General features: G+C 65.9%; 23 protein-coding genes. 15 read left to right on the forward strand and 8 right to left on the reverse strand.

Annotation, left to right across the window (positions count from 1 at the left end; translation table 11 throughout):
• Positions 1-1,041, forward strand: a 1,041-nt coding sequence (locus KHZ24_11350; protein MBS5451781.1) for an InlB B-repeat-containing protein, incomplete at its 5' end; no start/stop codon positions are given.
• A 553-nt stretch (positions 1,042-1,594) separates the two neighbouring features.
• Here the strand turns inward: KHZ24_11350 and KHZ24_11355 are convergent.
• From KHZ24_11355 to KHZ24_11365, 3 genes are all read right to left on the reverse strand, one after another.
• The gene (locus KHZ24_11355; GenBank protein MBS5451782.1) at positions 1,595-2,728 is read right to left on the reverse strand and encodes an FAD-dependent thymidylate synthase; all 1,134 of its coding nucleotides are present in this window, start codon (positions 2,726-2,728) and stop codon (positions 1,595-1,597) included.
• A 231-nt stretch (positions 2,729-2,959) separates the two neighbouring features.
• Entirely contained in the window at positions 2,960-3,664 is a 705-nt protein-coding gene (locus tag KHZ24_11360; protein ID MBS5451783.1) for an HAD family hydrolase, read from the reverse strand.
• A 38-nt stretch (positions 3,665-3,702) separates the two neighbouring features.
• A complete protein-coding gene (locus KHZ24_11365) occupies positions 3,703-4,140 on the reverse strand; it encodes a transcriptional repressor (GenBank protein ID MBS5451784.1) in 438 nt (145 codons plus the stop codon).
• Between the two features lie 315 nt (positions 4,141-4,455).
• Here KHZ24_11365 and ahpC point away from each other — a divergent pair, with 315 nt between their 5' ends.
• From ahpC to KHZ24_11405, 8 genes are all read left to right on the forward strand, one after another.
• Positions 4,456-5,019 carry a peroxiredoxin gene (ahpC, locus tag KHZ24_11370; protein MBS5451785.1) on the forward strand — a complete coding sequence of 188 codons (564 nt, stop codon included), beginning with the start codon at positions 4,456-4,458 and terminating at the stop codon, positions 5,017-5,019.
• An 88-nt stretch (positions 5,020-5,107) separates the two neighbouring features.
• The gene (locus KHZ24_11375) at positions 5,108-6,778 is read left to right on the forward strand and encodes an FAD-dependent oxidoreductase (GenBank protein MBS5451786.1); all 1,671 of its coding nucleotides are present in this window, start codon (positions 5,108-5,110) and stop codon (positions 6,776-6,778) included.
• A gap of 147 nt (positions 6,779-6,925) precedes the next feature.
• Entirely contained in the window at positions 6,926-8,224 is a 1,299-nt protein-coding gene (locus KHZ24_11380; GenBank protein MBS5451787.1) for a cysteine desulfurase, read from the forward strand.
• Complete coding sequence (mnmA, locus tag KHZ24_11385; GenBank protein MBS5451788.1) at positions 8,221-9,375, forward strand: tRNA 2-thiouridine(34) synthase MnmA; 1,155 nt, start codon at positions 8,221-8,223, stop codon at positions 9,373-9,375. The genes KHZ24_11380 and mnmA overlap by 4 nt, the downstream gene beginning before the upstream one ends.
• On the forward strand, positions 9,372-9,647 hold the full coding sequence (locus KHZ24_11390) for a metal-sensing transcriptional repressor (protein ID MBS5451789.1): 276 nt from the start codon (positions 9,372-9,374) through the stop codon (positions 9,645-9,647). The genes mnmA and KHZ24_11390 overlap by 4 nt, the downstream gene beginning before the upstream one ends.
• A gap of 171 nt (positions 9,648-9,818) precedes the next feature.
• Positions 9,819-11,999 (forward strand): cation-translocating P-type ATPase, encoded by a 2,181-nt coding sequence (locus KHZ24_11395; GenBank protein MBS5451790.1) that lies wholly within the window; start codon positions 9,819-9,821, stop codon positions 11,997-11,999.
• Between the two features lie 260 nt (positions 12,000-12,259).
• The gene (locus KHZ24_11400) at positions 12,260-13,024 is read left to right on the forward strand and encodes a TSUP family transporter (GenBank protein ID MBS5451791.1); all 765 of its coding nucleotides are present in this window, start codon (positions 12,260-12,262) and stop codon (positions 13,022-13,024) included.
• A 44-nt stretch (positions 13,025-13,068) separates the two neighbouring features.
• Positions 13,069-13,815 carry an EFR1 family ferrodoxin gene (locus KHZ24_11405; protein MBS5451792.1) on the forward strand — a complete coding sequence of 249 codons (747 nt, stop codon included), beginning with the start codon at positions 13,069-13,071 and terminating at the stop codon, positions 13,813-13,815.
• An 8-nt stretch (positions 13,816-13,823) separates the two neighbouring features.
• On the opposite strand, the gene KHZ24_11410 is transcribed toward KHZ24_11405, so the two are convergent.
• The gene (locus KHZ24_11410; GenBank protein MBS5451793.1) at positions 13,824-15,086 is read right to left on the reverse strand and encodes a hypothetical protein; all 1,263 of its coding nucleotides are present in this window, start codon (positions 15,084-15,086) and stop codon (positions 13,824-13,826) included.
• A 190-nt stretch (positions 15,087-15,276) separates the two neighbouring features.
• Complete coding sequence (locus KHZ24_11415; protein MBS5451794.1) at positions 15,277-16,617, reverse strand: Nramp family divalent metal transporter; 1,341 nt, start codon at positions 16,615-16,617, stop codon at positions 15,277-15,279.
• A 203-nt stretch (positions 16,618-16,820) separates the two neighbouring features.
• Between KHZ24_11415 and KHZ24_11420 the strand changes: the two genes are divergently transcribed.
• Entirely contained in the window at positions 16,821-18,029 is a 1,209-nt protein-coding gene (locus tag KHZ24_11420; protein MBS5451795.1) for a VanZ family protein, read from the forward strand.
• A 143-nt stretch (positions 18,030-18,172) separates the two neighbouring features.
• Here KHZ24_11420 and KHZ24_11425 read toward each other — a convergent pair whose 3' ends face one another.
• Positions 18,173-18,526, reverse strand: a complete 354-nt coding sequence (locus KHZ24_11425) for a DUF2089 domain-containing protein (protein ID MBS5451796.1) — start codon at positions 18,524-18,526, stop codon at positions 18,173-18,175.
• A gap of 270 nt (positions 18,527-18,796) precedes the next feature.
• Here KHZ24_11425 and KHZ24_11430 point away from each other — a divergent pair, with 270 nt between their 5' ends.
• On the forward strand, positions 18,797-19,246 hold the full coding sequence (locus tag KHZ24_11430; protein ID MBS5451797.1) for a GntR family transcriptional regulator: 450 nt from the start codon (positions 18,797-18,799) through the stop codon (positions 19,244-19,246).
• Position 19,247: 1 nt separating this feature from the next.
• Complete coding sequence (locus KHZ24_11435) at positions 19,248-20,348, forward strand: DUF1648 domain-containing protein (GenBank protein MBS5451798.1); 1,101 nt, start codon at positions 19,248-19,250, stop codon at positions 20,346-20,348.
• 33 nt (positions 20,349-20,381) lie between these two features.
• On the opposite strand, the gene yihA is transcribed toward KHZ24_11435, so the two are convergent.
• On the reverse strand, positions 20,382-20,975 hold the full coding sequence (gene yihA / locus KHZ24_11440) for a ribosome biogenesis GTP-binding protein YihA/YsxC (protein ID MBS5451799.1): 594 nt from the start codon (positions 20,973-20,975) through the stop codon (positions 20,382-20,384).
• Between the two features lie 256 nt (positions 20,976-21,231).
• On the opposite strand from yihA, the gene KHZ24_11445 reads away from it, so the two are divergent.
• Together KHZ24_11445 and rnhA are read left to right on the forward strand one after the other, a co-directional pair.
• A complete protein-coding gene (locus KHZ24_11445; GenBank protein MBS5451800.1) occupies positions 21,232-21,618 on the forward strand; it encodes a heavy-metal-associated domain-containing protein in 387 nt (128 codons plus the stop codon).
• A gap of 124 nt (positions 21,619-21,742) precedes the next feature.
• Positions 21,743-22,225: a ribonuclease HI gene (gene rnhA, locus KHZ24_11450; GenBank protein ID MBS5451801.1), complete on the forward strand. Its 483-nt coding sequence runs from the start codon at positions 21,743-21,745 to the stop codon at positions 22,223-22,225.
• A 444-nt stretch (positions 22,226-22,669) separates the two neighbouring features.
• Here rnhA and KHZ24_11455 read toward each other — a convergent pair whose 3' ends face one another.
• A complete protein-coding gene (locus KHZ24_11455; protein ID MBS5451802.1) occupies positions 22,670-23,695 on the reverse strand; it encodes a LarC family nickel insertion protein in 1,026 nt (341 codons plus the stop codon).
• A 15-nt stretch (positions 23,696-23,710) separates the two neighbouring features.
• Between KHZ24_11455 and KHZ24_11460 the strand changes: the two genes are divergently transcribed.
• Positions 23,711-23,926, forward strand: a 216-nt coding sequence (locus KHZ24_11460; protein ID MBS5451803.1) for a hypothetical protein, incomplete at its 3' end; no start/stop codon positions are given.

Genomic DNA, 23,926 nt, shown 5'->3' on the forward strand with positions numbered 1-23,926 from the left:
GGCGCCTCCTACCAGGCCGCTCTGAGCGACTTCGTCGCCCCCGCTGGCGACACGACGCTGCTGGCCCAGTGGACGAAGAACGACACGCCCGACCCGATCGTCAAGGTCAACGTCACGTTCATTGCCACGACGCCCGGCACGACCGACGTTGTCTATGACACGCCCTTCGAGGCTGTCTCTGGCGACCCGGTTGTTGTCCCGACGGACCTGCCCACGTTCGACGGCTACACGCTGACGGGCTTCGTCGACAAGGCTGGCAACGCCTATGATGCCAACCTGACGGGCTATGTTGCTCCCAAGGCTGACGATGTCCTGTACGCTCAGTACACGGCCAACGAGACGCCTGCTGCTAAGTACGACGTGACGATCATTGCCACGACGCCTGGCACGGACGAGGTCGCCTTCGACGAGACGAACTCCTACGAGGCCGGCGCTACGCTGACCGTCCCGGAGAACCTGCCGACGTTCGATGGCTATACGCTGACTGGCTTCATGGATCAGGACGGCAAGACCTACAAGGCTGACCTGTCCGACTTCACTGTCGCTGGCAAGACGACCCTGATGGCTCAGTACGAGAAGGACGAGACGCCTGTCGCTGAGACGTACAAGGTGACGTTCGACACCGATGGTGGCTCTGAGGTTGCTGAGCAGACGGTCAACATGGGCGAGGCTCCCGTCGAGCCCGCTACGCCCACGAAGGACGGCTTCAAGTTCGGTGGCTGGACGCTGGATGGCGAGCCCTATGGCTTCAAGACGGCCCTGGACAAGGACGTCACGCTGAAGGCTGTCTGGAACAAGATCGACGACGAGCAGAAGCCTTCTGAGTCTGAGGACAAGGACGACTCCTCCACGTCCGACAGCAAGGACGACACGGACAAGAAGGATGAGTCCAAGAAGGACGAGTCCCAGAAGAAGGATCAGCTGCCCAAGACGGGCGACGACACGAACGTCGCTGGCCTCGCGGCTGCCGGCGCGGCCGGTGTGGCTGCCCTCGGCGCTGGTGCGGTCCTGCTGAACCGTCGTAAGCGCGAGCAGAACTAGTACGTGAACTTCCCGGCGGGGTTCATCTCAGGATGACCCCGCCGGATAGCGTCCATTCCTCGGATGCACAATCCTAGCGGTGAGGCCGCAGTTCCTTCGGGAGCTGCGGCTTCTCTACGTTTGAGCTCCGTTTGTATGCGTTGTCTCCAAGTGAGTCCAACTGCACAATCGAATGATTTGTGCACCGCGGTCGAACGGCAGTGGATTCATGGCCAACAAGGCCGGCTATGTATGGCTTGCGACGGCTATATTTCTTTCTGGAGAGGCTTCCAAGGCTGTCGATTACTAAATGTGCAGGTAAACAGCCTAGCTTAGACCTATTCCACACAGGTGTGCCACGTGTGCCCATGCATCATCGCGAAGTTTGGCCAAGAAAAGCCCGCACCGCGGCATTGGATTCCGCGACGCGGGCATCAAATACAAACTTGCTTCTTATCGGCGCGTTAAACGCGGGATGGTAGCCAGATGAGAGCGGTAGCCGAACGATGTCCAGGCATCCCGCCACCCCCAGCCAGTCGCTCGCAAGAACTACGCCGCCAGTCAGCGCGCAAGCCTACTCGAGCACTCGCCTCAGCTGCACCCACGCGTCGCTCAGGTTGCCTGACAGGTTGTCCTTCCCCGCGACACGCTCCGCAAGCCAAGCCACATTGGCATCGCCATCCGCGCGCACGGCAGCCGCATCAAACGCCGCGTGCTCGAACGGCGAGAGGTGCCCGTCGGCAAGCAGCCGGTCTCCCAGATCAGACCCATGCCGCACGCTCTGCTTCGACCGGTCCTTGTACGACACGCGTGCGCACTCCGCCGCCGAATCCATCATGGCACCCATGACCTCTTCCTCGCCCGCATCGGCAGCCGGCATGTCATCAACGAACGACGCGTGCGCCCAGCGAGCGACAGGCCTGCTCGCCCTCAGCGCCTCGCGAACGAGAACCGCAAGCGCGTGGATCTCGGGCTGGGCCCCCTCGGAGATTCGCAGTCGAAGGAAGTTCTCCCAGTAGCACGACGTGATGATTGCCTCGTGCCACATGAACGGCTCGATGAGTCGGTTCGCGTTTTGCTTGTGCACGGAGATGGCGCGCGGATCTGGGTTCTCGGCCTGGTAGGACTCCTCGTAGTAGCGATCGAGCAGCTCGCGATAGTCCTGCGCGCACGCACCCTCAGGTAGCAGATCACCCATAAGCAGCCGCAGCTCGCTCATCACGGCACTGTCGCGAGCCGCAAGCCACTGCTCGACAGCGCGTCGGCGCACACCGGGCGTTGCAAAGCCGCCACCCATTCCCTTGGCGTTCATCGTGAACAGCGGGATGTATGGGTCCTCCATGACGGCGCCGATCGTCGCTTTGACGGCGCGGGCACGTGAACTCGCAGAGTTACGCGAGAAAACGCGGTGGGTGTTGACCTCGGCAAGCACGCAACGTGGGAAGCGGCACACGAGCGTTACGAGGCGCATGGGGTCGAGCCCTACGCCGTCATAAGTCCCGTGGTCGTATGCGTCGGCGCAGGAGACGGGCAGCGAGTCTGCCACGACAAGCACCTCATAACCGGCAAGCATAGGATCGGAGAACGTGGCGCGCACGGTTGGCGTAGAGGAGAACGGTACGTTAACGGTCTCAATGACGTACGAGTCCCAGTCCGGCGCGGCTCCGGTTGCGCTGATGGCGCGTAGCGCAGACTCCTGCATGGGCATGGTGGCCTCCTTTTGATGAGCGCGACGTACCAGGACGCCACGCGTAACGGCAAGCAAACCGAGAGGGCTAGAAAAGGCGCCGCACGCTGAATAGAGGAAGTGAATCCCGCAAGCGCCTCATCAGGCTGTTCGATTCTAACAAGCAACACGAAAGGAGCGCGTCTTACCTAGCTTCGGGAGGCGCGACGGCAGAAAGAAGCCAGGTAAGCGTTCCGTGTCCTCGGAAGCCGACTACGCGCGCTTCGCGGGATCCTCTCCAAGCACAATCGTCGCCAGGTCGGCAGGCGTCGCAACGATGTGCGTGGCGCCGGCTCCCTCAAGCTCCGCTCTATCGCGAAAGCCCCACAGCACGCCGCACGTATCCATCCCGACGGCCTGACCCGCCTGAATGTCTACGCCGGAATCGCCAACCATGAGAAAGCCGGGGAGCGAGCGGACATCAACCGAACGAGCATCGACAGCAAGTCGCCCCAGCAGGGCGCGCATCAGGTCAGGCGCAGGCTTGGGAGGCAGCCCCTCGACACGGCCTTGCACACAGGCGAACCGATCGCCGAAGTACTCGCGCACGAGCTCCTGCGCGGGCCCATCGTTCTTGTTCGTGAGCACGGCAAGGCGAACACCCGCAGCTAGCAGAGCGTCGAGCATCGCAGGAATGCCGACGTAGGGAGCAGTCGTATCGCCCTTGTGCACGTTGTAGTACGCGTTGAACTCTTCGTACGCCTGTGCGGCGGCTGCGTCGTTGCCCGCGAGCTCAGTAGGCATGATGCGCCGGATAAGCGTCCGCTGCCCGTTGCCGACCTTGCGCTTGTACTGCGGGATGGTGAACGTCGGCCAGCCATGCGCCGTGCACACGGCGTTACCTGCAGCAGCCAGGTCAGCGATGGAGTCGATAAGCGTCCCATCACAGTCAAACACGACGGTGTGATAGCGCGGCAAGGCGACCTCCTTTCCCGAGCGAAACGTACGAAGCAACCCTACGCCGCGGGGGAGTCCTTTGCGGCAGGCACGCACTCAGAGGCCTGCTCGTGAGACGCGCGGCAGTTCGGGCACAGCCCCTCGAACAACGTGTGATGCGAGTCGATGGAAAAGCCAGTCTGCCGCTCCACGTGCTCGTCAAGCTCGGTCTGGTAGTCGATGGGGGCGTCGCACACACAGCCGCAGCCCAGGCAGACGACGTGCGCGTGGTCATCGACTCGCCAATCGAAGCGGTCGCCGCCCGGCACCTTGAACGTGCGGATCTCCCCGCTCTCGGAGAGCAGGCGCAGGTTGCGATAGACGGTGCCCCGGCTGATGCGCGGGTCATCGGCGCGCAGGTCGACGTAGATCTCGTCGGCCGTAGGGTGATCGTTATGCGTGCGAACGGCGTCGAGCACGAGCTGGCGCTGCCGCGTATTCCTCCTTTGGGTGGCCATCGAGTAGCTCCTTCGTTTCGATTCTTTCCGGTCACGATGGTACCCAATTGGCATCGCACAGACTATCTACCTGGGCCAGAGGCGGGGGAGTTGTGAAAAACTCCGCGTCCGCTTGACGGCACCTCCACAAATCAAGTAATAAGATTCATTACTGATAGTGAGTAGAGAGCAGCACACGAACTGCTCAATGGGAGCTGTCAGAAACCATATTCGATGTATGTGCTTATAGTTAGACTAAGCATACTTAGCGACACCATCGGGTATACAGAACATAATGACCGCGTTCGACAGCCAACGAAAAGGAGCGTGACACCCATGTCCCTCATCAACAAAGAGATCAGTGACTTCAGCGTCCAGGCCTACGAGAACGGCGAGTTCAAGACGGTTACGAAGGGCGACGTCCTCGGCCACTGGGCCCTGTTCTTCTTCTATCCGGCCGACTTCACGTTCGTCTGCCCCACGGAGCTCGAGGAACTTGCCGAGAACTACGAGGCCTTCAAGGCCGAAGGCTGCCAGGTGTACTCCGTCTCGTGCGACACGCACTTCGTCCACAAGGCCTGGCACGACGAGTCCGAGCGCATCAGCAAGGTGACCTACCCAATGCTGGCTGACCCGGCGCACGTCCTGGCCCGCGACTTCGAGGTTCTCATCGAGGGTGACGGCCTGGCGGAGCGCGGCGCGTTCATCGTCGACCCCGACGGCAAGATCCAGGTGTACGAGGTCACGGCCGGCGGCATCGGCCGCAACGCCAAGGAGCTGCTGCGTCTCGTGCAGGCTGCCAAGTTCGTGCGCGAGCACGGCGACCAGGTGTGCCCCGCCAAGTGGACGCCGGGCGCTGAGACGCTCAAGCCGAGCCTTGACCTCGTGGGCCAGCTCTAAGCCTAGGCGATAGGACGAATGCCGGGGCCGCGGCCGCCTTCCTTCGGGAGGTCGGCCGTGGCCCCTTTGCATAGAAGGGGGTCGGGACATGACCGACACAAACATGTATGACGCCGTCATTGTCGGCGGCGGCCCCGTCGGTCTGACGGCGGCTCTGTACCTGGCGCGTGCCCGCTATCGCGTCGTCGTCGTGGAGCGCGAGCACTTCGGCGGGCAGATCACGATCACGTCGGAGGTCGTCAACTACCCCGGCGTGGGGAGTACGAGCGGCACGGCGCTTACGGAGACGATGCGGCGCCAAGCGGAGTCGTTCGGCGCAGAGTTCCTTTCGGCCGAGGTCACGGGCCTCGACATGGACGGCGACGTCAAGGTCGTCCACGCGGCGAACAAGGGGGATCTCTCCTGCTTCGCCGTGCTGCTGGCGACGGGTGCCCGTCCGCGCATGGTGGGCTTTGCGGGCGAGGAGGAGTTCCGGGGCCACGGCGTCGCGTACTGTGCCACGTGCGACGGCGAGTTCTTCACGGGCAAGGACGCCTTCGTCGTGGGCGGTGGCTTTGCTGCGGCGGAGGAGAGCGTGTTCCTGACGAACTATGCACGCCACGTCACCGTGCTTATCCGCAAGGATGACTTCTCGTGCGCGGCGGCCGCGGCCGAGCCTGCGCGCACGAATCCCAAGATCACGATCCTGCCGAACACCGAGGTCGACGAAGTGTCTGGCGATACGGTGCTGCGCCGCATGACGTACCACAACAACAAGACGGGCGAGACCTTCACGTACGAGGCTCCCGAGGGCGACACGTTCGGCGTGTTCGTGTTCGCGGGATATGATCCGGTGAGCGAGCTGGCCGAGGGGCTTGCCGACCTCGATCGCGGCTACGTCGTGACGGACGCGGCGCAGCAGACGCGCACGCCGGGCCTGTTCGCGGCGGGCGACGTGTGCGTGAAGCGCCTGCGTCAGGTGGCGACCGCCGTGGGCGAGGCGGCCGAGGCGACGGATGGGATGGCGCACCTGTGCGCGGCCTTGCGGGAGAAGACAGGCATCGTGCCTCAGCAGCCGAAGCCTGCGGGCGGGGCGACGGCTGAGCGTCCGGTGGGTGGCCACGTGGGCGCTTCCGAGGCACCCTCCGCTGGCAGCGCAACGAGCGAGTTGTTCGACGAGGCCATGCGCGCCCAGCTCGACGCCGTGTTCTCCCGCATGGGCGCCCCGCTGACGCTTGAGCTGCACCTCGACGAGCGACCTGTCTCCCGCGAGCTCGAGGGCTATATGGAGGAGCTCGCCAAGCTGACGGACAGGCTGACGGTCGAGCGGGGCTCGGAGGGCGCCGACGTCGCGGGCGATCTGCCCTACGTGAGCCTCGTGCACGACGACGGCGCGCCATGTGGCATGTGCTTCCACGGCGTGCCGGGCGGCCACGAGTTCACGAGCTTCGTGCTCGGCCTCTACAACGCCGCCGGTCCCGGCCAGCCGCTCGACGACGCCACGCGCTCGCGCATCGCCGGCGTGACGGGCCCCGTACGTATCCGTGTCATCGTGAGCCTGTCGTGCACGATGTGCCCAGATCTCGTGCAGGCGGCCAACCGCATTGCCGCGCTTAACCCGCACGTCAGTGTCGACGTCTACGATGTGGCGCACTTCCCCGAGCTCAAGAGTGCCTACAACGTCATGAGTGTGCCGTGCCTCATCATCGAGCGCGACGGCGCCGAGCAGGTGACATTCGGCAAGAAGAGCCTCGACCAGCTGCTCGACCTGCTGGCGTAGGTGGACGGCAGCCGCCCGATGCGGGAGGTCGGGCGTCTGCCGCAAAACCCGATGGCTTTTCTGCCAGGGCCGCTGCCGCTCGCAACTCGTGCGGGGCCGTTGCGCTACGCTCTGCTCATGACGAACACGGAGAACCCACGCATGAGCATGAACGACTTTGCGCGCGAGGTGCCAGGGGAGGGCCCCGCCCCGCTGGCCGGTGCCTACCTGGACTACGCTGCAGCCACGCCGATGGACCCGGCTGTCCTCGACGCTATGATGCCCTACCTCACGACGCGCTTCTATAACCCGTCGGCTCCCTACGCCGCAGCCCGAGCGGTGCGTGCTGACTACGAGGCGGCCCGCACGACGCTTGCCCGCCTCATCGGCGCCCGTTCCGCCTGCGTCACGATAACCGCGGGTGCAACGGAGGCCAACAACCTTGCCTTCGCCACGGTGGGGGCCTGGCGCTCGCCGGACGTCGATGCCCCCGCTGCTCACGTGGTCACGCTGTCGACAGAGCACGAGTCCGTGCTGGCGTGCGCGCAGGCTTGCGGGGACGCCACGCTCGTCGGAGTGGGCCGAGATGGGCGCGTCGACCCCGCCGCCATCGCAGGCGCCATCACCCCGCGCACGGAACTCGTGAGCGTCTCGCTGGCCAACGGCGAGCTCGGCTGCATCCAGCCCGTCTCGGACGTCGCGCGCATCGTCGCTGCCGAGCGCATGCGGCGCCTCGACGCTGGCGACCCCCGTCCCATCTGGCTGCACGTCGATGCCTCGCAGGCCGCGGCCTACCTGTCCGTCAACGTCTCGTCGCTCGGTGCCGACCTGCTCACGCTCTCCGCCGCCAAGGTCTACGGTCCCAAGCAGGTGGGCCTGCTGTGGACGCGCGAGGGCGTCTGCCTGGCGCCCCTTGTGCGCGGAGGCGGTCAGGAGGGCGGCCTGCGCAGCGGGACGGAGAACGTCGCTGGCGCTATCGGCTTCGCCCGGGCGCTTGAGCTGGCATGCGAGCGCCGCCCACAGGAGGCCCGCCGCGTCGCCGGCCTGCGCGACGCCCTGCAGCGACGGCTGGCCCAGACGTTCCCGTGGATGCTCGTCTGGGGCCCACGCAAGCCCAAGGGCCGCCTGCCGAGTCACCTGAGCCTGTCGTTTCCTGGCCTGGAGGCGCGCCGCCTCGTCATCCTACTTGAGAACGCCGGCGTGTGTGTCGGCACGGGTAGCGCATGCGCCGCGAGCCGCATGGAGCGCTCACACGTGCTCGAGGCCATCGGGCTTACGGCGGAGCAGGCGGACGGCAGTCTGCGCATCTCGCTGGGGCACCCCACGACGCAGGCCGAGATAGACTACGTCGCCGGCGCCGTCGAGGACGCCGTGCGCCGTGAGTGCGCCCGCTTGGGGATCGACGCCGCGACGGGGGAGCGCTGTGACATGGACCGCACGACGACCGGGAAGGAGGTCCAGCGATGAGCGCAGGTCGCGTGCTTGTGGGTATGAGCGGCGGCGTGGACTCGTCGCTGTCGGCGGCGCTGCTCGTCGAGCGGGGCTTCGACGTTACGGGCGTCTACCTGCGCACCTGGTCGCGCGACCTGCCGGGCCACAAGTGCCCGTGGGCCGACGACCTCGCCGATGCCGAGCGCGTCGCGGCGCGGCTGGGCATCGAGCTCGTCGTGTGGGACTGCGAGGAGGAGTACCGGCGTGGTGTCGTGGACTACCTCGTCGACAGCTATCGGCGGGGCCTCACGCCCAACCCCGACGTCATGTGCAACGAGAAGGTCAAATTCGGCGTCTTTGCCCGGCGCGCCTTTGCAGAGGGCGCCGACTACGTGGCGACGGGCCACTACGCGAGGACGGCCCCGCTGGCCGATGCCGGTCGCGCCTCCCTCGTGCGCGCGGCTGACGAGCACAAGGACCAGACGTACTTTCTCTGGCGCGTCGATGGCACAACGCTCGCCCGCACGCTGTTCCCCATCGGGGACATCCCCACGAAGGCGCAGGTCCGCACCCTGGCTGCCGAGCGTGGTCTCGTGACGGCTGCCAAGCCCGACTCGCAGGGTATCTGCTTCGTGGGCCCTGTCGGCCTGCGGCCCTTCCTGCTCGACTACCTGGATCGGTGCCCCGGCGACATCGTCGAGTGGGGGAGTGGCCGCGTCCTGGGCCGCCACGAGGGCGCTTTCCTCTACACGGTGGGCCAGCGCAAGGGGCTCGACCTCGGCGGCGGCCCGGCGCGCTACGTCGTGAGCGTCGACGCGAGCTCGAATGTCGTCACGGTGACGGACGATCCACGCTGTCCAGGCCTGTGGTGTCGCGAGCTGCGGCTCACGGACGTTTGCTGGGTCAACGAGCCGCCTGCCGACGGTGCGTACCAGGTGAGATGTCGTCATACGGGCGAGCTGATGGACGCAGAGATTCACGTTGAGGCTGAGCGTCAGGGTGAGGCCAATGGCGAGGGATCCTCCGCGCCGTGCGTCACCGTGCGTTTTCCGCAGCCGCGCCGCACGGTCGCGCCAGGCCAGTCGGTGGTACTCTACGAGGGTTTGACCTGCCTGGGGGGCGGCATCGTTGCCAGCTGCGGCGAGCCGTGCGACCCGGACGATGCCGCGAACGGAGATGTGCGATGAAGCAGTGCATGGACGCCGACAACCTGCACCGTCGGCTCAAGAAGATCGCCGGCCAGGTTCAGGCTATCGACCGCATGATCGACGAAGACGTGCCGTGCGAGGACATTCTCGCGCAGATCAACGCCGCCAAAAGCGCGCTGCATCGCGTGGGCCAAGTCGTCCTTGAGGGCCATATCCAGCACTGTGTGCGCGACGGCATCGAGCACGGCGATCCCGACAAGACGATTGCCGACTTCACGAAGGCCGTCGAGCGTTTCGCCAACATGGGTTAACTTTTAATCTTGACACCCATACCCCCATAGGTATATCTATCCTATAGCAATACCTATGGGGGTATGGGCATAGATGCTTCTCGTGCATTAGGCCCGCCCCAAATGGAACAGATGGACCATGTGAAAGGGGCGCGAGGCGTGGGCGGTGTAAAAGGGCGCATAGACGATGTCATGCACAGGCTTGAAGATCTGCTGAGCCTGGGCGGCACGAAGAAGGATATCTGGCTGCTCGTCATCTCGGGCCTGTCATTGCTGTTGAGCCTGTTTGCCCCGCCGGCGTTGCGTGCAGCGCTCCCGTTTGATCCCGCCTGGATCGCCATAGTCCTGTGCGGCGTTCCCATCATCTGCGAGGCGCTCATCGGACTCGTCACAGAGTTCGATATCACGGCTGATGTGCTCGTCGCCATCGCTCTCATCGCAAGCGTTGCGATTGGTGAGACGTTTGCTGCCGGCGAGGTCGCGCTCATCATGCAGCTCGGTGGCTTGCTCGAGGAGCTGACGGTCGCTCGGGCCCGCGCGGGCATCGAGCGACTCGTGCACCTGACGCCCCGCACGGCCCGGCGCATCAGCTGTTCCGGCGAGCCCTTGGCGGACGCCGTCGCGAGCGCCGTGGAAGAGGCACAGGTTGAAGGGGCTACCGACGTCGCGGGGGCCCTGCGCGCAGCGCTCGCGGGATTATCGGGCTCTGCCGACCGACGTGAGGAAGTCGTCCCCGCGGAGGATGTGCGCGTTGGTGACATTCTGCGAGTGAACCCCGGCGAGACGGTGCCGGTTGACGGCGTCATCGTCGCAGGCGAGACCTCTGTCGACCGGTCTGTCATGACCGGCGAGTCCCTGCCGGTAGACAAGGGGCCGGGCGAAGAGGTGCCCTCTGGTACGCTCAACTGCTTTGGCAGCTTTGATATGCGCGCCGTCAAGGTGGGCGAGGATTCGTCTCTTCAGCGCATGATCCGTCTCGTGCAGTCAGCCGATGCCGGCAAGGCGAAGATCGTGAGCCTTGCCGATCGCTGGGCCGTGTGGATTGTCATCATCGCGATAAGCGCGGCGCTCATCACGTGGGCCGTGACCGGCGAGATCCTGCGCGCCGTGACGATTCTCGTCGTGTTCTGCCCCTGCGCCCTCGTGCTCGCCACGCCCACGGCTATCATGGCGGCAATCGGCAATGCCACAAAACACGGCTTTCTCGTGCGTGAGGGCGATGCCCTCGAGCGTCTCGCGGCCGTGAGCCGGGTTGCGTTCGATAAGACGGGCACGCTGACGTACGGCACGCCGCGCGTCGTCTCCGTCGAGGTCGTCGCCCCTGCGGGTGTGGACGGGCCTGATGCCGCCGCAACGCTCTATGCGCTCGCTGCCTCGGCTGAGCTGCGCAGCGAGCACCCACTGGGCAAGGCTATCGTCGCCGGTTGGCGGGCGTCTGCCGGCACCGGTTCAGATGACGCTCCTGTCCGCCGTGTTGCCGAGCCGGAGAGCTTTTTGATGCTGCCGGGTCGCGGCGTCGAGGCCACGTGCGCGCTGTCGGTTGGGGGCGGTACGACACTCGGGGGATCCGCGACGGGCGTTTTGCCCGACCCTGCGGGTGCCGCACCCCATCGCGCGACCAACTCAACGGCTAGCCTCCGCGTCATCGCCGGCAATCGCGAGCTCATGGTCGAGCGCGGCCTCGAGCTGCCGGACGAGCTGCTGCGCATCGCGCAGCGCCATCTCGACGAGGGCTGCACGGTTACGTACGTGGCCTGCTTGCCTGCGGGCGTTTCTGTTCTCCCAGATATCGCGCCTCGCTTCGGCCTCATTGCGCTGGCGGACACGCCGCGAGCCGACGCACAAGCCACCATCGCGGCAATCCAGGCCACGGGCGTCGAGCCGGTGCTGCTGACCGGAGACAATGAGTCGGCCGCCGCGGCCGTCGCACGGAGCCTGGGCATCCGCGATCATCGCGCCTCGTGCCGTCCGGAGGACAAGCTCGCCTGGATCGACGCCGAGCAACAGGCTGGCAGGCCCGTGTGCATGGTGGGCGACGGCGTCAACGATGCCCCGGCGCTCAAGCGGGCCCATGTCGGCATAGCGATGGGCGGCATCGGCAGCGACATTGCCGTGGATGCCGCCGACATCGCGCTCGTCAGTGACGATGTGCGCGAGCTGCCGCACCTCCTCGCGCTTTCGAGGCGCATGATGACGACGATCAAGCTCAACCTCACGTTCTCGATGACGCTGAACTTCGTGGCGATTGCGCTGGCCATCACCGGCATCCTCAACCCCGTTGTCGGTGCGCTCGTGCACAACGCTGGATCGGTGGCCGTCATTATTAACTCGGCGCTGCTGCTGCGGTGGGGCTCTGCCAGGAAGCGGGGCTAGGCGCACGTCACGCCGCGCCGCAAGGGCGCACTTATCGGGATGGCCTTGAGCTCGACGAGGCAATCGGCATCGGCACCGCACGCGCCGAACCGCGCTCGACGGGATGGCTGATCATCCGGCGAGTGCGGTTCTCTTTCCCGGCGCTAAGGGGATGCCGCCCCGTGCGTGGTACCATGCCGCCGGCGCGCCGCGAGCTCTTTGTGCTCGGGCACGAGACGCGCCGCTCTACTTTCCCGCTCGCGTAAAGGATGCCCGCCGCCATGCCCGACTTGCTCACGCTGCTCATCGTCTGCCCGCTCGTGTTCCTCGGCGGCTTCGTCGACGCCATCGCTGGCGGAGGCGGCATCATCACGCTGCCGGCCTACCTGATGGCGGGTCTTCCCCCGCACATCGCCCTGGCCACGAACAAGCTGTCGAGCGCCGTGGGTACGTGCGTCTCGACGGCGCGCCTGGCTCGGGGCGGCTACATCGACGCACGGCTGGCGCTGCCCGTCGTGGCGTGCGCGCTGCTTGGAAGCCCCGTAGGCGCGCGGCTCGCCCTGCTCGTGCCCGAGACGGCGTTTCGCTTCGTGCTCATGCTCGCGCTGCCCATCGTGGCGGTGTTCGTCCTGCGCCGCAAGAGCCTGCGCAGCGAGACGACCCCTATGGCGCGCGGCAGGCGAACGCTGCTCATGGGGGCGTGCGCCCTGGCGTGCGGCATCTACGACGGCTTTTACGGGCCGGGCACGGGGACGTTTCTCCTGCTGCTGTTCTCAGGCGTGGCCCAGCTGGGCGTGCGCGATGCGTCGGGCCAGACGAAGGCCGCCAACCTGGCGAGCAACATCGCGGCGCTCGTGACGTTTGCTCTGGCTGGGCAGGTGTGGTGGGCGCTCGGCCTCATCGCTGGCGTGTTCGGCATCGCCGGCCACTACCTGGGGGCGGGCCGCGTGCTGAAAGACGGCACGCGCATCGTGCGGCCCATCATCGCCGTCGTGCTCGTGCTTCTGTTCGCAAAGACTGCCCTCGAGCTCGCTGGTATCCTGTAGGTAGGGGGCTGCTTGCCTGCAGCCGAGGCGGGGAAGGCATTTCGATGATCATCTATTTCTCGGGGACGGGAAACAGCGCCTACGTGGCACGGCGCATCGCGCAGGGGCTGGGCGACGAGGCGCTCGACCTGTTCGAGCGGCTGCGCGACCACGACTACACGCCGCTGGGCTCGGATCGCCCGTGGGTCGTCGTTGCCCCGACGTACGCGTGGCGCCTGCCGCGCTTTCTCGCTGACTGGCTGCGCCACACGGAGCTTACGGGGAGCCGTGACGTCACGTTTGTGCTGACCTGCGGGGGCGGCATTGGCAACGCGGGGTGTTATGCGGCGCGCCTGTGCACCGAGAAAGGCATGACCCACAAGGGGACGATCCCCGTCGTCATGCCAGAGAACTACATCGCGCTGTTCAACGCCCCGGAGCCCGACGAGGCGCGGCGCATCATCGAGGCGGCCGAGCCGGCTATCGATCGAGCCATCGAGACCATTGCCAGCGGGAAGGCGTTTGCGCCGGCGCGTCTGAGCCTGGTTGACCGGCTGGAAAGCGGCATCGTCAACGACCTGTTCTACCCACTCGTCATCCACGCGAAAAAGTTCGTCGCAGGGGAGGGCTGCACGTCGTGTGGCCGCTGCGAGCGCGTGTGCCCGCTGTCTAATGTATGCTTCGTCGATGGCCACCCGGTGTGGGGCGACCACTGCACGCACTGCATGGCCTGCATCTGCCGCTGTCCCGTCGGGGCAATCGAGTATGGGAAGGCCAGCGTCGGCAAGCCCCGCTACACCTGCCCCAAGTAGGGCCTTCGTTAGATGGCGCTCATCTGGCCGAGCACGGAGGAATACCACTCGTCCGCCGTCGGCGGGCAGTAGCTCAGCGCGTCGTCGTAGTCGAACGTGGGGCCGTAGCCGCGCGCTAGGCCGGCCACGTGCGCATAGATGGCCTCTTCCCAGCTGCCCCAGCTCGAGCTACCCCAACCCCATGCGTTGTGCGGCAGGAAGCAGTACGTGCCCAGGGAGCTCTCGACGTAGGCGATGGCAGGCGACCAGCGAGGGTCGATGCCGTAGTCCCAAGCCGCCGCCGCAAAGGTCGCGCCCTGGCCGGCCATCGGCGACCACGAGAGGTAGGCGTCGATGCGGTCGGCCCACTGCGCCACAAACGCGCTCTTGTCGGCCGAGCCCCAGTCCACAGACCCCTCGCTGCCGTCGTCGCTAGAACCCTCATCGGATGGGACGTCTCCTGCATCCTCGGGCGTCTCGACCGGGGCCTCCTCGGGGGTGACGACCTGCTCGCCCGAGTCGGCGGGCTCCTCCGCGCCGCCCGCCTCTGTGCTACCGCCCGTCCCCGCATCCTGGACAGCCTGCTGCTGCGCGGCAGCGGCGGCGGCCGCCGCCTGGCGGGCAGCCTCCTCCTCGGCGGCGCGACGGGCGGCCTCCTGCGCTTGTCGGATGGCCTCCTCGCGAGCGGCCTGCGCCTCAGCGAGCGCATCGGCTGCCGCCTGCTCTGCCTCGGACGCCTGCTGTAGGGCGGCGTCGAGCTCGCTGCGCGTGGTGTCGAGCTCGGCCTGCACCGCCAGCAGCTCGTTGATCTGCTCGGCGTGGGAGTCCTGCACGGCATTGAGGTAGGTGAGTGTCGAGATGAACGTCTCGAACGTGTCGCTATACAGCACGAGCTCGAGAAGACCGCCGCCGTTGAGCTGGTACTTGTAGGACGCGCTGATGGCGGCTGCCGCCTTGTCCCGCAGCTCGGGGAGGGCTGCCTCGAGCTCGGCGATGCGCGCCTCGTTGTCGGCGACCCTGCGCTCCACGTCCTCGCGTGCGGCGACGGCGTCGTTGTACGCCGCGGCCGAGTCTTCGACGCGCTGCTGGATCTCGGAGGGCACGGCGTCCGTGACGGGGCTGCTCGCCTGTTGTATCGCGAGCGCAGCTTGCTCCGCCTCGTCTGCGATGGCGGCGCTCAGGCACAGCGTCGAGGCAAGAGCGCAGGCTGCCAGGGCCCCCACGGCGGTCGCGCGGTGGCGACGCGGGGGAATGGCGGGGCGGCCTGCGCTGGCTTGTCGAGCTCGTTTCATGCGGCGCGACTCCTCGAACGGGGGCTTTGTCTTGCGGGTAGTGTACCCTTACCTGCCCTTTCTGCCAAAAATGGCATGGCGAAGCTGTGAATTCATCCCACCCGAGCGCCAAAAAAAGCTGTTGGGGACGGCGCTTTCCCCAACGCCTAGTAGCCCGATGCCTGGCCATCCCAGACGGCGCCCACGCCGGCTACCCCACGATGCTCGTCACCACGAGAGCCACGTTGAGCCCGACTACCACAGTGCCGATGATGCCGAGCAGCACGCGCAGCCCTATGCCGTTGGCGTACTTTCCCATGACCCGGCGCGACGACGTCAGATATACGAGCAGCGCGATCGTGACCGGCAGCTGCATCGACAGCAGCGCCTGCGAGTACACGATGCCCGTGAACGCATCTCTCAGCACGAAGATGACCCCGAGCGCCACCAGAACGCACCCTATGACGCCGAAGCGGCTGTGCCGGTCTTTCAGGTCGAAGGGTTCGCCACAGATACCAGCCGTAATGATGCCGCCCGTCATGCTGACGGTCACCGCCGAACTGATGCCGGCCAGCAGCAGCGCCAGCGCGAATATGAACGTTGCTGCCGGCCCGAGCACCGGCTCGAGCGTCACGGCCGCCTGTGACAGGTCGTTGATGACGATGCCGCGTGAAAAGAGCGTCGCTGCGGCCAGCAGGATCATCGAGGAGTTGATGGCCCAGCCGATGCCCATGGCCACGAGCGTATCGACGAACTCGAGGCGAAGGCGCTTGGAGACGGCCGCGTCGTCGGAGTGGTCGATCGGGTTGCTCTGGATGACTTCGGAGTGCAGAAACAGGTTGTGCGGCATGACGACGGCGCCCAGCACGCTCATGACGATGGGCAGCGAATCGCTCGGTAGGCTTGGACTCACCCACGACACGGCTGCCTGGGGCCAGTCGACGTTCACGAGCGCCACCTCTATGAGAAACGAGATGCCGATGAGCGACACAAAGCCGATGATAACGCGCTCGATCCTCTTGTACGAGCCCGTGAGCAGCAAGGTAAGCGCCAGCGCTGCCGCGAAGACTGCTCCGATCTTGATAGGCAGGCCTAGCAGCATGTTGAGCGCGATGGCCCCGCCGAGGATCTCAGCGAGCGCGGTGGCGACGACGGCGAACAGGCCGGTCGTGAGCGCGATGCGCGACAGCCAGCGCGGCAGGTAGGACGTCGTGGCTTCCGCGAGGCACTTGCCGGTGACGATGCCCAGATGTGCGGCGTTGTGCTGCAACACGATGAGCATGATCGTAGACAACGTGACCATCCACAGCAACGCGTAGCCAAACGTCGAGCCGGCCGCCATGTTCGAGGCCCAGTTGCCCGGGTCGATGAAGCCGACGGTGACGAGCAGGCTCGGGCCGATGTAGCGCAGGATGTCGAGGCCGCCGCGATGCTGACGCACGTGCGAGCCCTTCTCGAGCCAGCGCTCGAGGCGGTTGCGCGCGGGTGCGGCGGGGGTCGGGGAGGGGTCTTGCGGGGCGTCGGGCTTGACTTTGGGCGTGGTGGTGGGCATGGCAGACGGCATCCCTATCTCTTTCGTAGCGTTTTCGCACACTCTAGCTCACGTGGGCCGCATCGCTCGTGGAGGATGCGTCCAGATTGCCCTGCGCGAGGTCTCTGTGGGGACAATGAGGGTGACGCTGACCTGAGCCCGCTTGGGATTGGTTCGCATGACCTGTTCGGCTTGCGTCGTCTGCGGGAGGAGCCGCCTCGCCCATGCACGTCTATATCCACAACGTTTTGCTGGCGATGATGACGTTTCCACTCGTGGCGGCCGTCGTCACGCTACCGTATCTCATCTACCAGTACCGTCGTTACGGCCGCGTGCCGGCGTGGAAGTCTCTGTGCGTCTACCTGTTCGTGTTCTACCTCATCTGTGCCTACTACATGGTCATCCTGCCGCTGCCGGCCGACCGCCACGCCGACTACGGGCGCGTGCCCTACCTCGTGCCGTTCGGCTTCGTGCGCAGCATGGTGGCGAGCGCGGGCATCAACCTGAGCGACCCTCAGACATGGCTTGCAGCGCTGCGCAAGCCGGCTGTCTACACGGTACTGTTCAACGTGGCGTTGACGGTGCCGCTGGGGTTCTTCGCGGGTCTCGTGTGCAAGGCACGCTGGTGGCAAGCGACGCTCGCTGGCTTTGCACTGTCGCTGTTCTTCGAGGTGACGCAGATCTCGGGGCTGTACGGCATCTACGACCACCCCTATCGGCAGTTCGACGTCAACGACCTCATCACGAACACGGCTGGCGCCCTGCTGGGGTTCTGGTGTTACCTGCCTGCGAGACGCTTGCTACCCGACATGGACGACGTCAACGTCGAGGCACGCCGCGATGCGCGGGCGTTCACGTCTGCCACGCATCGGCTCGTGGGGTTCAGCGTCGACGCGGCGCTCTCCCTGGCCCTCACGCTGGGCGCCGCCTGGATCGGTCACATGCTGCGCCCCACGGCCGGCACAGCGAAGGTCTCGTTTCTCGCGGCTGCCCTGGCTACCGGGTTTGTCTTCATAATCGTCCCGCTCTTGACGCGCGGCCGCACGCCGGGCCACCTGCTTGTGCGCCTGCGGGTCGTGCGCCCCGACGGCAGTCCGGCCGCGTGGTGGCGCATCGCCCTGCGCTATGCCCTGCTCGTGTGGGTGCTGACGCTCGTGCCGCTGTGGTTTGGGCGCCATTCCGTCGCCCTGCTGCTGAGCGGATCCGACGGCGCGGAGGCGGGCTTTCTCGCCGGCTACCTCGTGGCGCTGTACTTCATGGCGTGGCTGCTGTCGCTGCTCGTGCGCGGCGTGCTGTCGGCGTTCCGCGTGCCGTTCGTCATGCTCAATGGCCTCGTCTCGGGCACGCGCGTCATGTCGGAGGGGCAGATTGCCGCTCGCCGCGCAGCCCGCGCATGCGAGGCGCGCCGAATGCGGGCTGATCGCGTTCTCTAAGTGAGGCGCGGGTGACAAAACTCTCAACTTACCTGCGGAAACGAGGGGCAAAACCCTCAACTAGCCAAAAAAAGACCCGGGTCAGCCCGCACTCGATGGCGTCGTTGACGCGTGCGGGCCGACCTGGGTCTCGTGAGACGATCCTATGCCTCGGTCTTGGCCTTGGAGGGCTTGCGGCCACGGCGCGCCGGGGGGATGGCCTCCTCGGCAGCGGTGGTGTCCTCGGCGTCGTCCGCATAGCCGAGCACCTCGAGCAGGGCGTCGAGGCGGCTGCGCGTCGTGGGGTAGGACATGCCCAGACGCGTACCCACGTCCTTGAGGTTGCCGCGGCACTTGAGGAAGACCTCAAGGAACGCGAGCTGCTCGGGAGCGAGGTGCGAGAAGCGGCCGAGTGTGAAGTCGCCGGTCACCGTCGTGTTGCAATCGGGGCAGAACAGCGTGCTGGCGTGCATCTCGTGACCGCAGGCGGGGCAGGTGCTGGGAATCTCGTAAGCCATAGGATGACCCTTCCAAAATGATACGTTCCTCGTTGGGATGCATTATAACGCCCTTGTTGCATAAGAATGTCAATGAGTGAAGGTCACATTACAATTTCTATCGCCCTGCTCCACAATATGAACAACGGGAGAGTTAAACACCCAGCCGTCTCATAGACAATAGAACAGGTGTTATAGCGAATCTATAACAAATGGGAAGCCTACGCTACAATGGACTGAAGAGATGCCGTGCGTCATTGCGAGACTACCTCGGGAGAAAAGGGGCAAGCGGTGGTCATCACGATAGACCAGAGGGCACGCGAGCCCATCTATCTGCAACTTCGCGCGCAGATCATCGCCGCCATCACGTCGGGAGAGCTCCAGCCGGGAGACAGCCTGCCGTCTGTGCGCCGGCTTGCGAGCGACCTGGGCATCAACCTACACACGGTGAACAAGTCCTATGCCGTGCTGCGCGACGAGGGCTACCTCCTTATGCGCGGCAGGGCGGGTGCCTGCGTGGCGGATCCGGCTCAGCAGCGCACGCGGCGTGCGGCCGACGAGCAGGACGAGCGCATGGTCGAGGCACTTGCCCAGCTTGCGGCGGCCCTCAAGGCGCGCGGGGGCTCGGCGCAGACGTTTCTCGACGCGGCTGTGGATCAGGCCGAGCTCGTCTGGGGTGCTGCCGAGGTCGCAGAGGCCCGACGCGTCACGGAGCAGGCCGCGAAAGGGGAGGCGAACTGACATGGTCACGGCCCTTGTTCTAACGCTCGTGAACGTGCTTGTGGGCGCGTTGCTCGCTGCGACGCCGTGGCTCATGCCGCGACAGGAGTGCTTCGCAGTCACGGTCCCTCCCTGCGCTCATACCGACCCGCGTATTGCCCGCATGAAGTGCGTCTACACGCTCGCTGTGGTGTTGACGACGCTCGTGGGTGCCGCCGCCTCGTTCGCCGGCTTTGCCCTGGGCGGCGAGCCTGCGTTTATGGTCGCGTGGACTGCGGCTCTCGTCGTGCTTGTCGTCGCGCCGTTTGCGCTCATGCTCTGGTGCCGATCGCGCGTGCGCCGCATAAAGCAGGAGGAGGGCTGGGCGCCGTCTTCCGAGCTGAGCGCAGCCATTCTCGCCGAGGGCGATCTGCCTGCCCCTGTTCCGCTCGCCTGGCAGCTGCTCGGACTCGTGCCTGTCGTGCTCGGGCTCATCTTGATGGCCGTGCTGTGGGATGACATCCCCGATCGTGTGCCGATGCACGCCGACCTGGAGGGAAACGTCAACGACTGGGCGGATAAGGGCCCGGGCATCGTCCTGTTTCCCGTACTCACACAGCTGTTCATCTGGGGTGCCATCGTCGTGTCGCACTGGCTGATCTCTCGGTCGCGCCGGCCGGTCGACCCGCGTCGCCCCCTGAGCTCGGCGCTCTCCTACGCACTGTTCGCGCGTGCGATGGGCTGGTGCCTCGTGGAGACATCCGTCGTGATCAACGCGATGCTGCTTGCGTTTCCGTTGTCAAGCGCCGGCGTTATCACGCTGGGACAAGCGGGGATCATCATGATGGTTGCCCTCGTGCCCGTTTTAGTGCCGCTGATCGTTGTGGCTATCATCTACGGTCAGAGCGGCGCGCGCGTTTTGAGCAGAATGTCTAGCGAGGACTCCGAGATGTCGTGCGACGAGGACCGCTACTGGAAGCTCGGCCTCCTCTATGTGAACCGCGATGACGAGAGCCTATTCGTGCCCGAGCGCTTCGGCGTGGGATGGACGGTGAACTTCGGGCGCCCCGCCGCGTGGGCCCTACTCATCGGCTTCCTCGTTGTCACGGTGGCGTTTGTCGTCGCGGTGTTCCTGCTCGTTTAGGACCGCCCTGCGCTCCGGGCGCCCCGGGGCTCCTTACGCTTCGCGGCAGCAGGCCTCGAGGTAGCTGCGCAGCCTGGAGATGCCCCAGCCCTTCTCGGACGACGTCACGATCGTCTGCACGTCCTCGGGCAGGCCGAGGCCCTCGCGGAGCACCTGCTCCTGGCGCTGCTGCGCCTGGGGCCCCAGCTTGTCGGCCTTGGTGAGCACGACGCAGAACGGCAGCTCCATGGCCGTGAGGAAGCGCACCATCGCGATGTCGAGCTGCTGGGCGGGGTGGCGGATGTCCGCGAGCGCCGCGACGAGTGCAAAGCGGCGCTGCTGGTTGAAGTAGCCGTCGATGAGGCCGGACCAACGCTGGCGCTCGGACTTGGACACCTGTGCGTAGCCGTATCCCGGCAGGTCGACGAAGCGGATCTTGTCGACCTCATAGAAGTTGATCGTCGCCGTCTTGCCGGGCGTCTGCGACACCTTGGCGAGCGATTTGCGGTTGAGCAGCTTGTTGAGCAGCGAGGACTTGCCGACGTTCGAGCGTCCCGCAAAGGCCACCTCGGGCACCGTCGAGGCGGGCAGCTGGTCGACGCGCCCGCAGGCGCGCTCGAAGCGGGCGAGGTTGTAGTTGAGGGCCATGGGAAACGTCCTTTCACGCGGCAAAGTCTAGCGGCCATGGTAGCAGGACGTGCGACGCGCCGTCTGCGCGGGAGCGGCCATCGGACGTCACGCCCATGAGAAGACGAGAAACACGAGTCTCCTTATGCGCGGGCCCGTCCTTGAAGTTCTGACGGTAAGTTAGCTCCCCCTATCACTTCCCATCTTTTTAGGAGGTATATTGAGGCTAACTTTAAGTGGTCCCGGTGGCATGTTCGGATGGAAAGGTCGAGCGATCATGAACTGGCAAACATGGGTTGTGCTGGCGATCCTTCTGGTACTCGTTGTGCTTGCGGGACGCCATGCTATCCGTACGTTTGTGGGCAAGGACGACTGTTGCGGGGGATCGGGCAGCTGCGACATACCTCGCAAGAAGGTCAAGGCCGTGAAGGTTGCGGACAAGGACATGACCCACTATCCCTACCACGAGGTGCTGTCCATCGGCGGCATGAGCTGCGCAGGGTGTGCCGAGAACGTGCAAAACGCCCTGAACGCCATCGAGGGGACGTGGGCTCGCGTCGACCTAGTGTCGCGCACGGCGAACGTCCTGTCTAAGCAGCCCATCGACGACGCGCGTCTCGAGGCGGCCGTCTCCGACGCCGGGTATCGCGTCATTCGCGTCTAGGCTGCCCGTGCGCTTCCTCTGAGAAGGCATGCGCCTCCGTTGCGGGGCGCGCGCCTTTTGCTAGAGTGGCAGGTTCTGCGCAGCGAGCGCATAACCTGCGAGGCCGGGAGGCGCCAGCCCCATGATGAACGTCACGATCTACACGGACGGCTCCGCGCGTGGCAACCCCGGGCGGGGCGGCTACGGCGCCGTGCTGCACTATGTCGACTCAAAGGGCAAGCTCCACGTGCTCGAGCTCTCGAAGGGCTATCAGCGCACGACGAACAACCGCATGGAGCTGCTCGCTGTCATCGTGGCGCTCGAGACGCTGCGTCGGCCGTGCAAGGTGGAGGTCATCTCCGACTCGCAATACGTCGTCAACGCGTTCAAGCAGCGCTGGGTCGATGGCTGGGTGCGTCGCGGATGGAAGACGGCGGCAAAGCAGCCTGTCAAGAACGTCGACCTGTGGAAGCGCATGCTGGCGGCCAAGGAGCCCCACGACGTGAGCTTTACCTGGGTGAAGGGTCATGCGGGGCACCCGGAGAACGAGCGCTGCGATCAGCTGGCGACCGAGGCGGCAGACGGCGGAAACCTACTCGTGGACGAGGGCTTCGTCGACGCGGATTAACGCGCTGCGGGTCCTGTGCGCTCCGCTTTTGGGCGGGCCATCTCCTTGCGCCCGGGGATTTCGGTGGCCGGGGCCGCCTCTGCGACTGTTGTGACGCCGAGACGAGCTCGGGTGCACAAAACGAGCTCTAGTGCACGATTCTTGGATCGCACATGTGCAAAACGACCGTCAAGTGCATGTTTCTTCCGACCGGGATGGGTGATTTTCCGCTTTGCGGGGCCGTCTTCCCCGAGGTTGTTTGTAAAACCCGCAGGTTGAATGCCTGTCCAGGTGGGCATGCATCTGGGGGTGCAGTGCTGACGTCCCAAGAAACCTGCACTTAACGGTCGTTTTGTGCACCGGCCTGCCAAGAAACGTACACTTACGGGCGTTCTTCGCACGCTGGGCCCATGGCGCCCCCAATTACGTCGAGCGCGAGGCCGTGAGTGCCGCTGGGCGTCGCCGCTATTCGGCGGGCGCCCCGCAGACGGCGAGGAAGGCGCGCACGACGTCCTGGTAGCCCGCTCCCGTGCGCTTGCACGCGGCCACGACGCTGTCGTGCTCGGGGTAGGTACGCGTCGCGCCGTCGGGCAGTGCCACGCGTTTGCCGGCGATGGGCCCGTACGTCGTGACCGCCTCGACGGCTTCGCGCGGCAGACGGTCGCGCTCCATGCGCATGCGTCGGATGCCGATAGTCGTCGTGTGCGCGAATATAAGGCCCTCGAGACGGGCTACGTCGGCCTCGTCGCAGATGACCTGCAGCTGGCAGCCGGGACGCCCCTTCTTCATGATGGTCGGCACAACGTGGGCGTCGCGCGCGCCGGCGGCCATGAGCTGCTCGACGACGAAGCCCAGCGCCTCTCCCGTCACGTCGTCCAAATCCGTCTCGAGCTTGACGACGGGCGCTGCCGCAAACGGGTTACCTGTCGTCTCGCGCACGGAGCCGTGCTGACTCGAGGGGGCTCCGTCGCAGAGTGGCTCGATGAGCATGGCGCGCAGCACGCCGGCGCATCCCTCGTAGTTGCGCTTGCCGGCGCCGAGGCCCACGGCCCGGATGGCGTAGCGCTCGGGCAGCTGATCGGACGTGCGGGTGGCAGCGACGATGGCGGCACCCGTGGGCGTCACGAGCTCGCCGCGTACGGGCGTCGTGCGCAGCGCGATGCCGGCGGCGCTGGCGATGTTGACGACGGCGGGCACGGGGACGGGCATGATGCCGTGCGCGCATCGGATCGTGCCGGTGCCTTCCGAGAGTTCGGGGACGATGACGTCGTGAATGCCGAGGTCATCGAGGCAGACAGCGGCGCTGCAGATGTCGACGATGGAGTCGACGGCGCCGACCTCGTGGAAGTGGACGGTTTCGGGCGTTGCGCCGTGGGCGCGTGCCTCGGCGGCGGCGAGCACGTCGAATATGCGGCCGGCGATGGCTCGGGCGCCGGGCGTGAGCTGCGCGGCGTCGAGGATGGCGAGCACGTCGGCGAGCGAGCGGTGCACGTGCGAGTGTCCGCCATGGGCGTGCTCGTGCGCATGGTGGTCGTGAGCGTCGTGCGCGTGCCCTGCGGATTCGATGGGATCGCGCTCGGGGACGCCATTGTCACGCCCGCACCCGTCGCGGCCTGCGATGCTCTCGTGCTCGTGCTCGTGCTCGTGCTCGTGCTCGTGCTCGTGCTCGTGCTCGTGCTCGTGCTCGTGCTCGTGCTCGTGCTCGTGCTCGTGCTCGTGCTC

The organism is Coriobacteriia bacterium (genome assembly GCA_018368455.1).
Classification (GTDB): domain Bacteria; phylum Actinomycetota; class Coriobacteriia; order Coriobacteriales; family UMGS124; genus JAGZEG01.